A 15,412-nucleotide genomic window follows, 5' to 3' on the forward strand; every position below is an offset into this window, starting at 1 on the left:
TTGTATAGGTAATATCATATTTAATAATATAGCTTTTTTATCATGAGTCTCTTAAGGCTATAGAGGATCATAAATTTTTAAATGTATAAGAGGTAGAAAAATGAAACGTAATAATAGTAATAGCACTAAAAATATTAAGAGAGCGAGAATTACTATATTAATTGTTGCAGTTGCATTACTTGTAATTATAGGAAGCATAGTAGCAGCACAGAAATTTTCAGCAGGCAGTAAGACGGTACAAGCTGCTAGCAACACGGGAGAAAGTATTAATGATGATAAAGAAAATAGCGATTCAGTTAATAAGGAAAGCAATGGCAGCGTAGAAGATGTTGCATATTTAGAAAAGTATATTGAGCAGCAAGAGAAGAACCAAAAGCCTGATGGAGCTGATGGTAAAAAAGTTGCTTACTTAACTTTCGATGATGGCCCATCGACAACAGTTACCCCTCAAATTTTAGATATCCTTAAATCTGAAGATGTACATGCAACATTTTTCCTTATAGGAAAGTATGTTGATAAAGATGATGCAAGCAAGAACCTAGTAAAGAGGGAAGTAGCAGAAGGTAATGCAATTGGTATACATTCATATTCACATGACTATGGTTACTTATTTCCAAAGGGTAAAATAAGCTTGGAGAATTGTATGTCTGATTTTGATAAAACAGATAAAGCTTTAAAAAACGTTTTGGGCGAAGATTTTTCAACACGATCAATTAGGTTTCCAGGTGGACAAGAAACATGGAGTAAAAAGGATCCTCAAGGAGCAGAAAAAGTGGACAAAGCCCTACATGAGAAGGATTGGCATCAAATTGATTGGAATGCATTATCAGGAGATGCAGAAGGTACTCATAAAAAGAATGCAGATGAACTAACCCAGGAAGCTATAAAAAGTATTGGTAATAGAGAAAAGGCACTGATTTTAATGCATGATACTTATGGAAAAGAAGAAACAGCGAAGGCTTTACCAAGAATAATAGAATATTTAAAACAGCAAGGCTATGAATTTAAAATAATAGAATAATTAATTATTATCTCCCTCTTATTTATAAAATAAGGGGGAGACTTTTTGTTCTCTAGGACTTTATGTTCAGATTAAACATGTGGACATTGTACCACTTGAGAGTATAAGTTATGGAAACACTGATTCAGAAAGTTAAGGTCATTAAGCCAATCGAAAATTAAAAATATGAATGATTTTTATTACTTATATTATATTGTTAATTTTAAGTTATAGTATTGTTTAAAGTGCATTATTTAAAGTGTATTGTATAAATAGCCAATGAATTAAGAGATTGGGTGGTAAAATTTAGCTTTCATTTATACCTACATTAGTATAATATGTAAATTGATAAAATGAAATTTATACAATTGAGTTAAAAGAGTATAAGTTAATGGTTATTGAAAATGTAAAATTGTATTTTAAAATAATATATATTATTTTGCAAAACTAATTCTTCATCATAATTCTAAAAATATTGCAAGAATTTTACCCGTAATTGTGAATTGTGAAATGTGCATTGTGAATTGCAACATATATATGTTAAAGAACTAAGATTAGGAGTGAAGATTTTGATACTTAGCAAAGAAGTGGTTATAAGGCACAGTAAAGGATTGCATGCAAGAGTCTTGGCTATGGTTGTTCATAAGGTAAGCGAACTTGAGAAGAGATATGATTTAAAGTTTTTTATAATTTATAAAGATAAAAAGAAAATTTTAGCTACAAGTCTTATGCCCCTGGTTTTATTGAAGGTAAAGCAGAATGAGAAAATTATAGTAGAAGTTCATGGAGAAGATCCAAAAGAACCGTTAGATGAATTATGCGATTTTCTACAAAGTGATTTTGATTTAGAAGATAAAAGTACTATTAATCAAGTTGATAACATAATAAATAATAATACTATAACGTTGGAGCATGTATTTAGTAATATACCTAATGGAATTATTGCTACAGATGAGAAAGATATAATTTCAATATTCAATGAGGAAGCAGAAAGATTATTAGGGATATCTTCTGGTGATGCTATTGGTAAAAAAGTATATGAAATAATAGAATTCACAAATCTTCATGAAATAAATAGAACTGGCAAATCAGAGCTAATGGTAAAAGAAATAATAAATAATAGAATATTACTTATAAATAGAACTCCAATAATAATAGACAAGAAACCTAAAGGTGCATTAGCAGTATTTAATGATATTTCAAAATTAGAAAAAGTTAAAGATGAACTAAAAACGGTGAAAGATTTGAAAGAGAGGCTACAGCTTATATTAGAAACAGTACAAGATGGTATATGTGTTATAAATTCAGATGGATATATAACATACGTAAATAAGGCGTATCTTAGAATTTTGAACGAAAAAGAAGAGGATATATTAAATAAAAATATTAGAGATGTATCTCCAGAGGGGGCAAGAATTAAAGTACTTAAAACAGGAGAAAGTATCATAGGGGCTATAAGTTATAAGGAAAATGGTGTAATAATAGTTTCAAATGTAAACCCTATAATAATTGACGGAGAAATAACAGGCGTTGTGTCTATAGTTAAAAATGTAACAGAAGTTCAAAAGCTTTCTGAGAAATTAACTCAGGTCTCCGCAAAAGCTGATTATTTAGAAGAAGAGCTTATGAGAACTAAGAAACCTGATTCTGCTTTTTCGAAGTATATAGGTCATAGTGGGAAGATATTAGATGCACTTGCTACAACATTAAAAGCAGCGAAAACAGATACCACAGTATTAATAAGAGGAGAAAGTGGGACGGGAAAAGAATTAATTGCAGAAGGAATACATTTTTCAAGTAAGAATTCCAAAGGACCTTTTATTAGAGTAAATTGTGCAGCAATACCTCAAAACTTATTAGAAAGCGAACTTTTTGGATATGAAAAAGGAGCTTTTACAGGAGCTATAAAAAGAAAATTAGGTAAATTTGAATTAGCTCAAAATGGTACTATACTTCTAGATGAAATAGGAGAAATGGATAAGAGTATGCAGGCTAAAGTTTTAAGAGTAATTCAAGAAAAAGAATTTCAAAGAATTGGTGGAGAAGAAACTATAAAAATAAATGTTAGAATAATTGCTGCGACTCACAGAAATTTAGAAGAAATGGTAAAGTCAATGGAATTTAGAGAAGATTTATATTATAGGTTAAATGTAATTCCAATATTTTTGCCGCCTTTAAGAGAAAGAAAGCAAGATATAGCGCCTTTATTAGAACACTTTATAGATAAAATAGGTAAAAGGATAAATAAAAGAATAACTGTAGTAACAAATGATGCAATGGAATCTCTATTAGAATACAAATGGCCAGGAAATATAAGGGAGTTAGAGAATCTGGTAGAGAGAATAATGGCTTTAAATGAAACAGAAGTAATAGAATTAAGTGATCTTCCAGCTTATATGAGAAAAGATATAAATACAGTTAAAAATGCAATCAAAAGTAAAAATAATAATGAAATAGACATGCTTATTGAAACAGATGAAATATTACCGCTAAAGGAATATGAAAAAATTATAATAGAAAAAGCACTTAAGAAATATGGAAGTTATAATGCTGCGGGAAAAGCATTAGGACTTACTCATAAAACAGTAGCCGCGAAGGCAAGACAATATGGAATAGAGAAAAAGGTAACTTGGGAATAAAAAATAGCAAGCTGGTAAAAAGTATCATGATAAAAAAGAACAACTTGATACTTTTTACCAAGAGATATACTATTTATATTACAATTTTTTGTAAATGTTTACTTGCACTTTAGGCTAGAAGGCTCGAAAATACACACTTTTAAGTATATTTAATTAGTAATTGAAATTGTGGCATGAGTATTGCTCTATATAAAAGTACAAATATAAATAAAAACAAATCGAAATTATTTACATATATTCTAAAAAATTTAATTCATAAAAGTTATCTTATATTACTTAGGTAATAAAGGCTAATAATTTTATAATGAATGAATTATATTATTTAGAACTTATATATATTGCAAAAATAATTCTTCATCGCAATTCTAAAAATATTAAAAGAATTTTAACTGTAATTGTGAATTGTGAAATGTGCATTTTGAATTGCAACATATGTATATAAATTAGATATAAATAATTTTAATCATAAAGAATATTTAAATATGGGAGGAAGAATTTTATGAAAAAAATAATTAATGATGCAAATCTAGTACTTGAGGATATGTTGAAAGGAATGGTAGCTGCACATCCGGAATATATAAAAAAATTAGAAAATGCAGATGTTTTAGTAAGAGTAGATTCACCAATAGATGGAAAGGTTGCTTTAGTAAGTGGTGGAGGAAGTGGACATGAGCCAGCTCATGGAGGATATGTAGGAAAAGGAATGCTTGATGCAGCAGTAGCAGGAGCAGTGTTTACATCACCTACACCAGATCAAGTATATGAAGCAATAAAAGCTGTAGACTCAGGTAAAGGAGTTTTACTTGTAATTAAAAATTATACTGGGGATGTTATGAACTTTGAAATGGCAAAAGATATGGCTGAAATGGAAGGGATTAATGTAAAAGCTGTTGTAGTAAACGATGATGTTGCAGTTGAAAATAGTACTTATACAGCAGGACGAAGAGGGATTGCAGGAACAATATTTATACACAAAATAGCAGGCGCTAAAGCTGAAACAGGAGCTAGTCTTGAAGAAGTTACAAGAGTTGCAGAGAAAGTAATATCAAATGTTAGAAGTATGGGAATGGCTATTTCATCTTGTATTGTACCAGCTGCTGGTAAACCAAATTTCACATTAGGAGAAAATGAGATGGAAATTGGTATGGGAATTCATGGAGAACCAGGAACTCATAGAGAGGAAATAAAAACAGCAGATGAAATTACAGAACATTTAATGAGCAAAATTCTAGAAGATATCAAATTGAGTAGTGGAGAAGAAGTAGCAGTCATGGTAAATGGCTTATCATCAACACCACTTATGGAGTTATATATAGTAAATAAAAAGGTAAATGAAATATTGGAGGAAAAAGGGGTTAAAATTCATAAAACATTTGTAGGTGAATTTATGACATCTCTTGAAATGGCTGGATTTTCAATAACAGTATTAAAACTTGATAGTGAATTAAAAGAATTATTAGATGCACCAGCAAACACACCAGCATTTAAAGTAATATAAAGCAAAGATTTTTAGGTAGAGTTTTTGAGATTAGATGAATTTAGTAGAGCATATCTAAGAGTATGACGGATTCTACTACCAAAGAATTATAATTTAGATGAAGCTTTATAATATATAAGCATCATCTAAATTAGGCTATATAGGAGGAATAGAAATGAGTATTCAAGGAAAAAAAGTAATTGAAATATTAGAAAAAATAAGTGAAAAGATAGATGAAAATAAAGCATATTTATCAGAGCTAGACGCTGCAATTGGAGATGGAGACCATGGACTTAATATGAGCAAGGGATTTAAGGCTGTAGTAGAAAAGATAAAAGACGATGATGGAAATGATATCGGAGGTATATTAAAGAAGTCAGGAATGGCATTAGTATCTAATGTTGGTGGAGCTTCAGGACCACTATATGGAACAGCTTTTATGAAGGCAGCTGTAAGTGTTAATGGAAAATCGGAAGTTGATATTAATGATTTCGCAAAGATGCTAGATGAGGCTCTTGAAGGTATAAAAATGAGAGGTAAAGGTCAAGCTGATGATAAAACTATGATAGATGCTATAGAGCCAGCATTAAAATCAATAAAAGAAGGTATAGATAGCGGGATTGAAGTCAAGGAAATTTTAAAAGCAGCAAAAGAAGCTGCTTATAAAGGTGTAGAGCATACAAAAGAAATTATAGCTAAAAAGGGAAGAGCAAGTTATCTTGGAGAAAGAAGTTTAGGGCACCAAGATGCTGGGGCTACATCTTCTGCAATAATATTAGAAACAATATATGAAGCTTTAAATTAGTAGTTTTTATTTTGAGTTACATCAAAATAGTCGTTGAAGGAGAATATATATGGTAGGAATAGTGATAATATCGCATAGTAAAAATATAGCAGATGGTGTAAAGGAATTAGCAAGTCAAATGGCACCTAATGTAGCTATAGGTGTGGCTGGAGGAACAGCAGACGGAAGAGTTGGCACTGATATGGATAAAATATCAGCTGCAATAGAAGATGTTTATTCAGAAGATGGAGTAATTATTATTTTTGATTTAGGCAGTGCCTTTATGAATGCAGAAATGGCAATAGAATTTCTAGATGAAAAGATGAAGGAAAAAATAAAGATAGTAGATTGCCCAATAGTTGAGGGAGCTGTGACAGCAGCAGTTGAAAGTAGTATAGGTAAAAATATTGAAGAAATTGAAGAAGCATTAAAACCCATGAATCTAGGAAAAATGCCTTGAAGTAATAAAATATTTATCTGAAGAATAATATTTTAATAGTATTTATATAGATTAAGAAGATAAATTTCTATAATATAAATTTATCTTCTTAATTTTTTTATTCTATAGGAATTTATCACAAGTGTTGATTAACCAAATTTTCACTTTAAATTATTAACTTATTTTTGATATTTTTCAAAAATAAGTTAATATATATATATAGACTTCGACCTTAAGACTTTTTTTAAGCAATTTTCTTATAAATTGAATTAGTGATAATTTAACATATTTTAAATTTTTAGTCGTTTCAACATAAGTAAATTGAAGCAAAACATAAGCTATCAATGATATGAAAAGTTGATTATAGACAGCATTTTCAGTTGTTCCAAATATTCTTTTTACATTCAAGTTTTGTTTTATAAATTTAAAGAAGGTTTCAATTTTCCAACGTTCCTTGTATATTTCTGCTATTTTTTCTGGAGTAATGTTCATTAGGTCAGTGCACACTTTTACTGATTTACCATAATAATCAGTAAATTCAACTACTCTAAATCTATTTTGAGTTTTTTTAGTCTCTTTTCCTAAATAACATGTAACATCTCGAATTACAGAAGAATTTTCTACTACTCCTAAACTTCTCAATTTCTTTGGTTTTGAAAGTATTGTATTATTTTTTATTCTTATAACAAAAGATTGTTTTATTTCTTTAAACATATCAAATCTCTCATGATTTTCATAAGCCCTATCTTCAACTAAAATAGAGTGTACATCTATTAAACCTTCACCTATCGGTCCATCATGCTTTTTAGCAATAGTTTCAATAACTTTTTGTGGTGTAAAGTCATTAATATTTAAAGATATATGAAGTTTTATTCCAGATTTCTTCCCATTAAATTTTGCCCATTTAAGACGGTTTTCACCTACGGTCACGGTAGTTGAATCAATTGCTATTAATTGTTTTGGCAAATTTAGAATTCTTCGCATTCTACGATTACATTTAGAAACAATAATCTCAAATAAAGTTTTAGAAATTTTGTAATCTACCTTAGAGGCTTTTTTAGAAATAGTTGAATAATCAACTGGTGTTAGCCCTACTGATTCCATATGCTCAACGCCATCCCTATAACTCTTATATTCATTCGTAGCTGCTGCAATAAAGAATTTTATTAAATCATATAATGTGAATTTTCTTGCAGTATCAACATATTCTAAAACTTTACTAAATTTTTCAACTTCCTTTTCACTTAAAAATGTTTGAAATATATCAAATATAGTGGTAGTATTTTTCATGAGGGCATTCTCCTTAAGTATTATTTTGGTTCGCACTTTAATATTACTACAGAATGACCTCATTTTTTATATATTTTCACTTCTATTTTTTGGTTAATCAACACATATGGGAATTTATAATGTAATAGAATCTGTGGATAACTTATGAAGAAGGCTATTTAATTAGTTTTTGTATAGAAAAAGAATAAAAAAGAAATCTTATTCGCCTGCCAGATTTTCCTCACATGCGTTCGGAAAGGCAGATGCGTAAAAAAAATCTACGGCTCCACAGTCGCCTGGGATTTTTTTATAAAGTATATATATTGCAATTCACAGTACACATTTCAAAATTGCGGATAAAATTTTTGAAATTTTTTTAGAGTTATAATGAAGGATTATTTTTGTAATATATATCATTTTTCGTGATAAGACATTAATGACATCATCATTAATGAATATAATAAAACATATTATAAATGAAAACTAAAAGTTATTATTCTTGCTTGGGAAATCTGTATATAGATAAGCCAATTATAAGTTAGATTTATACTATGAAATATATCTCAACTAGAAACTGGAACAAAAGTATGTTATTCATTTCGGCGAGTTATATGCATAAGTTCAGGTTTTAGTTGGATTATCTATAATTGAAATTTATAAACATTGACTTGAAAAATTTTAGTTGATACTATTAAATTGAGAATTGTTATTAAAGGAGAGGGATTATGGAAAAATATACACTAAAAATTATTGATATAATTGATGAAACAGATAATACAAAAACATATTTTTTTGAAAAACCAGAAAATTTAACATGGGAACCTGGCTCACATACCCATATTGGGCATATTGGGTTTGATATTGGTGATCAGCCTAGAAAAGAATGGGTAAGACACATGTCCATTACAACTTTACCAGAGGAAAATAAAATTGCCATAACAACAAGAGTGCCAGGGAGCAAATCTGAATTCAAGAATAAGCTATCTGAATTAAAAATTGGTGATGAAGTTGTATTTTTTAAGATAGGTTCAAGAATGGGGTTAAGACGTATAAATAAACCTATAATCTTAATATCAATGGGAGTTGGAATAGCTACTATGAGACCTCTTATTTTATCATTTATTAATGATAAAACTAATATCTCATACTTATCAAATATAAATATAGACTCATCAGATAAATTTGTATTTAAAAATCAACTGGATAGATTAGCAGATGAAAATTATAAGAATTTTTGGATAAATTCTAGGAAAGAATTTTATGAAATACTTAGCCAATCAATGAAATCAGAGGATGCTATGTATTATTTAGTTGGAAGTGACGCATTTATAAAGGATATTATTCAAAGATTAAGAGCAAATAACGTTAAAATTGATGATATTGTTATAGATAGAAAAGATGAGAGAAAACAAAAGTTTTTAGAAGACTAAAGATGATTAAAAGGGTTCCTTCTCTCAGTTTTATTGAGAGAAGGAATAATATTTGATTTATTAGTGGATTCCAGGGATTTTAGGAAGACCTAAGAATCCTCTTTCTAAGTCCTTATCGGTTGGGATGTAATCTTGCATTGGACTCATAAGACTAAAGTATACTTTTAGAATGAGTCGGTCTAAAATATATAAAATTATATTTACATTAAATCCCAAAAGTGATATAATTATGCTTGTGTTGTGATAGATAAAATAAAAATTCTTTGGGTTATTTTTAAATTCACTTGAATGATCTTTTGTATAAATCATTCATGAATTTATTCGAATTATAATTATTTAAAGAATAAAAAAGGACGTTCAATTATAATAACTTACCATCTCGCGTAATTGGTACTTACGTTTTTTAAGCAATATAATTATACTAGTCCTAAAAATATAAATAATGTTTCAAGTATATATTTGTGCTATTGTTATTTGAAGAGTTTTAAAATTATAGAGATTAGATTGAGTAGCTCACTAAGAAAAAGAAATATATTTTTCATTAAATCCTTATCGAAACGCTTTTTTACATGTGCACGTTTCATATGCTACGCCTCCATAATATATCGATTTGAGATGGCATAATAATTATAACATTAATTGGTAAAAAATACAAATTAGCATTGATGATATGTTAAGCAGTAGTAGGAGAATTTCTACTACTATTTTTGGGTTTTAAGAAAAAAATATATAATATGATAATAAATGTGATGTTTCATTGTTAAATCAAATCTGTACCTATAAAATATGTGAAATATTACTAAATATTACTGTGTTTAATTATGACAGGCATTTTTAGATATTATTTTAATTAAATTTATTATATATTGAAATTAAGTAGCGGTTCAATTTCATACATTTTTAAAAAGGAATATATACTCAAATGTAGTGTTTCTATTGAATAATTTTCGTTGATTATTTTAATAAAGTATATTAAAATAAATGAAATTTTTATTAGCTCGAATAAAATATAAGGTCTTAATTAAAATAAGGTATAACAATTTTTAGTTGATTGACGATTAATTAACGATTATGATATTATATGCATATACATATACATATAATATCTGTTTTAATAAATTTATTTTTATTGAATAAAAAATTTTAATGAAATATATGTATATGCATATATTTAGAATGGAGTTGGTTAATTATGAAATCATTATTCGATCAAACGCAAGTTGGTCCACTTAAATTAAAGAACAGATTTATAAGATCTGCAACATATGAAGGAATGGCAGATGAAAAAGGAAATATAAATGATGAACTATTTAAAGTTTACGAAGATTTAGCTAAAGGAGGTGTAGGAACTATAATTACTGGAATAACATCTGTGACTGATTTAGAGGAATTTATTCCAGGCCAAATGGGAATTTATAATGATTCATTTATTGATAATCATAAAAAAATTATTGAAGTAACTCATAAACACAATACCAATATAATATTGCAACTTGGAGCAGCAGGCACACAAACTATTAGAAATGAAGAAAAGGCAATTTTAGGCCCAAGTAATATAACAGATTTGGGATATAAAAATACTCCTAAAGAAATGACTTTGGAAGAAATTGTTTCAATTCAGATAGATTTTGCAAATGCAGCGCTTAGAGCAAAAAAAGCAGGGTATGATGGCATTCAGATACATGCAGCTCATGGATATTTACTTAGTAAGTTCTTAACACCTTATTATAATAGAAGAATAGATGAGTATGGTGGTAGTATTGATAATAGATCTAGAATGCTTATAGAAACGTATAAAAAAATACGTGATAAAGTAGGAAAAGATTATCCAGTTTTAGTTAAAATAAATTGCGAAGATTTTATGGATCAAGGCATGACTTTTGAAGAATGTAAATATGTATGCAAAAAACTTGAAGAGCTTGGCGTAGATGCTGTTGAAATTAGTGGGGGGAGTTTATCTTCACGCCCAAATGAGAGTTATTCAAGAAAAATAGTGAAAGGACAAGCTCCTTACTATACATTTTATGCTGAAAGTATAAAGGAAGAAGTTGATATTCCAGTTATTTCTGTAGGCGGAATACGTGACATTTCAGCCCTAACAAAAATTCTTAATGAAAGCTCCATTGATTATTTTGCATTGTCCAGACCATTAGTATGTGAAAGTAATCTTATTAATCGTTGGAGCGAAGGTAATACTGAGCCATCAAAATGTATATCATGCGGTAAGTGTTCAGGATTTGGCAAAACAATCTGTGTTTTTAACAGGAAATAATATCTTAAACTTAAAAATTAATGATATTATGAGATAAAAATAATATATTCTTCAATAAAGCTAGTTTTTTGAAATCTGCTTGTGAGTATATTGACAATAAGAATTGCTATAGATTACTATATGTATATTCAGAGGTTTTGACGGAGGTAATTTATTTATGTCTAATTTAGATGATTTAAAGAAAATTGGAAGTTGTGTTTGTAGAAATTTGCGTATGACAACAAGGGTCACTACTCAGTATTTTGATCAAGTTTTTCAAGCGGTTGGATTAACAGCACCACAGTTTTCATTATTAGCAGACATAGCATCTCGTGAAAATGTTGCTGTAAGTGAGTTGGCAGAGGCTTTGCTAATGGATCAGACAACAGTAACTCGCAATATTGAAATTTTAAGAAAAAAGGGATATGTAGATGTGCGAACAGATGATAATGATTCAAGAAGAAAGTGCATTTCAATAAGTGATGTCGGAATTAAGAAGCTCGATGAGGCAATTCCTGTATGGAATGAAGTACAATCACCAATAGAGAAGGAGATAGGCGCTGAGAAATTTGAAGAATTCTTAAAAACGTTAGCGCAAATACAAAATTTTATTAATAACTCTTCCAAATAAAGTACATAAGTAATGATTTAATTCATATTTATGACTTAGTTGTAGCCCATATATTATTTTACGTCTTATCATTTATAGAAATAGTTTGTTTAATGATAAAAAAGTCCCTAATTTAAATTCATATGCATGTCAATTAATTCGAAATTAATAGCTTTATAGATATAGTTGAAAACAAGTAATAGTAACCTAAATCTATTATTAATAAACTATATTATTTTAAATATATGTATATACATGTTAAAGTTTAAATTTAGGTTGAGGATAGTATTTTGTTTGTATATTAATGAAGAAAATGAGAAGGTAAGAGAAATGGCGGAGTTGGCAGTTAAAAAACTTAATATTTAAAAAAATAAAGAGTAAAAGTAAGAGAATAAATCAATGTGATTTTATTAAGGTGGATTATTCCTATAAATAATATCTATTTTATAACTTCTGTATAATATATAAATATAACATATCCAAAAGAATATACTTATGTATATCATTTAGTATATTAGAAACTCTCAAAATTATAATAAAGTATATTTATAACAGAATTAATGAAAAGGGATGATTTTAATAATGGAAATATACAATAAAAATGTATATAAGAATAGATGGATAATATTGGCCGTTGTGGTTTTGCTTCCATTTATGGGGACCCTTGATAGTACAATAGTTAATGTAGCACTTCCTGTTATGGTGAATATATTTTCAGTAACTATGTCTTCTATTCAGTTAATCGTAATCTGCTATCTTATAACAATAGTTAGTACAATATTACTGTTTGGAAGGCTCGGTGACATAAAAGGAAAGTCTATAGTATTTAATTTAGGGTTATTGGTGTTTACCATAGGTTCTTTATTTTGTGCGTTATCAAAAAATTTTACGTACCTATTATTTTTTAGAATAGTTCAGGCGATAGGAGCATCTGCGGCTATGGCAAACAACCAAGGGATAATAACGCAAGTATTTCCAGCTAATGAAAGGGGGAGAGCTCTTGGAATATCGGGAACATTTCTAGCTCTTGGCACAATGATTGGACCACCATTAGGAGGTATTTTAATTTCTTACTTAAGTTGGCATTATATATTTCTAATAAATATTCCAGTAGGAATAATTGGAACAGCAATTGGTTTTAAAGTATTGCCTCGTAAGTCAAATGAAAAGAAAGAAGACATTGATTTTATTGGTGCAATAATTTTTGGTATAAGTGTCGTATTATTATTTTATTCTCTTATAAATGGACAAACTGTTGGTTACGATAATAACATGATTAGAATTAGTTTTAGTGCAGCTATAATTCTATTTATAATATTCATACGAATAGAAGGAAAGTTAAAATATCCACTTCTAGATTTATCATTATTTAAAAATTCACTTTTTACGGTTGGAATATTATGCACATTCATATGTTATGCATCAATTAACAGTAATAATATTGTACAGCCTTTTTACCTCGAAAATGTTTTGAAAATGACTCCAAGCTTTGCGGGAATGATAATGATGATCTCGCCTGTATTAATAACAGTTATTTCTCCTTTTAGTGGTTATCTATCAGATAAAATAGGGTCAGAATTTCTGACATTTTTAGGATTGATACTCATAGGAATTGGAATGGGTTTAATGGCGACTTTAAATGAAAACTCCAATATGTACCAATTAATTGTATATATAGTCTTTATTGCAATTGGAAATGGATTGTTTTTACCTCCTAATAATTCTCTAGTTATGTCTTCAGCATCTAGTGATAAGTTGGGGATTGCAGGAAGTATAAACGCTTTTGTAAGGAATTTGGGACAATCATCCGGTGTTGCTATGGCGACAATGCTTTTATATTCATTTATGAGTATGAAAATGGGAGAGAAAGTACTTGGATATATAGAGGGTAGAGATGATGTCTTTATGTATGGAATGAGGTATGTATATGTTTGTTCGGCCATTATCTGTTTTGTTGGAGTAATAGTGACTTATATAAGATTAAGAAAGAAAAAGTTAAACAGAAAAATATGATTTCTTAAGTGCTGATTGGTATGCTCGATAAAGATAAGTTTTTTAAATCTGATTATTACGAAAAAAGTCAAAAACAAAACTTTATATTTATGAATTGTATTGGTATATAGATACCATACCAGAAAGTAAAAACATTTTTATGCAGCAGGCATTGAAAATGAGCTGTTAAAAGCTCTTAATTGTAGGTTGTTCCGTTAACGCTTGTCACAATGAAATTGGGAGCAAGCATTAATGGTGCAACCTGCAATTTAGAACTCTCAGCGAAATGTGAAATAACAATGTTTTTACTTTCGGAGATTATTGCATAAGCATAAGTTGTATATTGTTTATCCATATAGATAACGCAATCATAAACTATACTTAGACTATGAAATAGCTTCCAACTAGAAATAAGTAATATACTTTTGTGGAATGTTTCATTGGTAATTTTGATGGATGTGATTTTTTGGTTATAAGTTGTTCCAAATGTGCTAGTTCAAAGCCTGCTCTTTGAGGCTAGCACTTTGAGTGCAACTTTATAGCCTTAGAATCACCCATCATAATTACCTAGAAACTGGAACAAAAGTATATTACTCATTTCGGTGAGGTATGCGCATAAGTATAGATTATAGTTGGCTTATCTATATATTACTGAGATTTAAGAGTTGTAATTACCAATGTAATTTATTTAACTATATAACCTCGAACTCTTTGTACTCCGTAGCTATTCACCCTTCGAAAGTAGTCATGATCGTTTTCACCAGGTTCTCGTTGTACAAATACATCTAATCTATTATCTACTCCAAAATACTTATCTGAACCTTTATCATTAACAGTAACTTGTCCATAACCATCCAAATATATTTGGGTATTCAGAGGTATTACGTTATTTGCAACGCCACCTGGAGTTAATGGCTTATTTTGACAGGTCACTGGACCAGCACTACTATTTTCCGAATCAAGAGATGTATAAAAAGTTAATATAAAGTCTTTCCATTCAGGTGTAACACTCTTTTCTTGTTCTTTTTCTTCGGCTTCCTTCTTTTTGGTCAATTCTCTTTGCTCAATTTTTTCATTATTTATTTCATCTATAGGATTTTCCTTAAATTCTGTTTTTTCTTTATGTGTTATTTCTATATTATTATCTTCTACAACATCTGTTGCTAAAGCGTTAAATGGTGTTATTGTGCTTACATCATATGTATCAAGTATTAAAATGATGCTTAATAAGCACACTAGCCTCTTTACTCTTAGCATTTGTCCACTCCCCTTTGTTGGTGCTTTTTAATGAGACATAATAGGCTCTAATAAATTATAACATAAATGTAAAATATTTACAAAATGGAAGGGCGTTTATAGATATGTACATGTGAGATAACTTATTGAGAGTAAAAGAAAAACAATCAAAATATTAATTGTGGTTTTTAGAAGAAATGACAAAAATGCAATATTCCAGCCAGCAATATATGAATTTTAAGAGAAAGTAAGCAATTATATAATAAGGAATCTAATAAATAACAG

At 28.9% G+C, this 15,412-nt stretch carries 11 protein-coding genes; 9 read left to right on the forward strand and 2 right to left on the reverse strand.

All coding sequences use genetic code 11. The features are described 5' to 3' along the window. Window positions 1-100 precede the first annotated feature (100 nt). The 5 genes from AXY43_RS25835 (at window position 101) to dhaM (ending at window position 6,360) form a co-directional block, all read left to right on the forward strand. A complete protein-coding gene (locus AXY43_RS25835) occupies window positions 101-1,021 on the forward strand; it encodes a polysaccharide deacetylase family protein (protein ID WP_077831117.1) in 921 nt (306 codons plus the stop codon). Window positions 1,022-1,560: 539 nt separating this feature from the next. Continuing rightward, a complete protein-coding gene (locus tag AXY43_RS25840; protein WP_243099113.1) occupies window positions 1,561-3,639 on the forward strand; it encodes a sigma 54-interacting transcriptional regulator in 2,079 nt (692 codons plus the stop codon). A 499-nt stretch (window positions 3,640-4,138) separates the two neighbouring features. Continuing rightward, window positions 4,139-5,137, forward strand: coding sequence for a dihydroxyacetone kinase subunit DhaK (dhaK, locus tag AXY43_RS25845; RefSeq protein ID WP_039771984.1), 999 nt, complete (start codon window positions 4,139-4,141; stop codon window positions 5,135-5,137). 154 nt (window positions 5,138-5,291) lie between these two features. Continuing rightward, window positions 5,292-5,921, forward strand: a complete 630-nt coding sequence (gene dhaL / locus AXY43_RS25850) for a dihydroxyacetone kinase subunit DhaL (RefSeq protein ID WP_023975873.1) — start codon at window positions 5,292-5,294, stop codon at window positions 5,919-5,921. A gap of 49 nt (window positions 5,922-5,970) precedes the next feature. Continuing rightward, the gene (gene dhaM, locus AXY43_RS25855) at window positions 5,971-6,360 is read left to right on the forward strand and encodes a dihydroxyacetone kinase phosphoryl donor subunit DhaM (protein WP_012058376.1); all 390 of its coding nucleotides are present in this window, start codon (window positions 5,971-5,973) and stop codon (window positions 6,358-6,360) included. A gap of 174 nt (window positions 6,361-6,534) precedes the next feature. Here dhaM and AXY43_RS25860 read toward each other — a convergent pair whose 3' ends face one another. Beyond that, the gene (locus AXY43_RS25860; RefSeq protein ID WP_243099114.1) at window positions 6,535-7,629 is read right to left on the reverse strand and encodes an IS4 family transposase; all 1,095 of its coding nucleotides are present in this window, start codon (window positions 7,627-7,629) and stop codon (window positions 6,535-6,537) included. Window positions 7,630-8,333: 704 nt separating this feature from the next. Between AXY43_RS25860 and AXY43_RS25865 the strand changes: the two genes are divergently transcribed. The 4 genes from AXY43_RS25865 to AXY43_RS25880 all read left to right on the forward strand — a co-directional run bounded on the left by AXY43_RS25865 (window position 8,334) and on the right by AXY43_RS25880 (window position 13,912). Then, on the forward strand, window positions 8,334-9,038 hold the full coding sequence (locus AXY43_RS25865; RefSeq protein WP_023975871.1) for an FAD-dependent oxidoreductase: 705 nt from the start codon (window positions 8,334-8,336) through the stop codon (window positions 9,036-9,038). Between the two features lie 1,192 nt (window positions 9,039-10,230). Next, on the forward strand, window positions 10,231-11,310 hold the full coding sequence (locus AXY43_RS25870; RefSeq protein ID WP_039771987.1) for an NADH:flavin oxidoreductase: 1,080 nt from the start codon (window positions 10,231-10,233) through the stop codon (window positions 11,308-11,310). A 157-nt stretch (window positions 11,311-11,467) separates the two neighbouring features. Then, a complete protein-coding gene (locus AXY43_RS25875; RefSeq protein WP_012058379.1) occupies window positions 11,468-11,920 on the forward strand; it encodes a MarR family winged helix-turn-helix transcriptional regulator in 453 nt (150 codons plus the stop codon). Between the two features lie 561 nt (window positions 11,921-12,481). Beyond that, window positions 12,482-13,912: an MFS transporter gene (locus tag AXY43_RS25880; protein ID WP_077869836.1), complete on the forward strand. Its 1,431-nt coding sequence runs from the start codon at window positions 12,482-12,484 to the stop codon at window positions 13,910-13,912. A gap of 663 nt (window positions 13,913-14,575) precedes the next feature. Here AXY43_RS25880 and AXY43_RS25885 read toward each other — a convergent pair. Next, window positions 14,576-15,148, reverse strand: a complete 573-nt coding sequence (locus AXY43_RS25885; protein WP_023975867.1) for a 3D domain-containing protein — start codon at window positions 15,146-15,148, stop codon at window positions 14,576-14,578. Between the last annotated feature and the right edge of the window lie 264 nt (window positions 15,149-15,412).

It is taken from the genome of Clostridium sp. MF28 (genome assembly GCF_002969175.1).
GTDB lineage: Bacteria > Bacillota > Clostridia > Clostridiales > Clostridiaceae > Clostridium > Clostridium beijerinckii.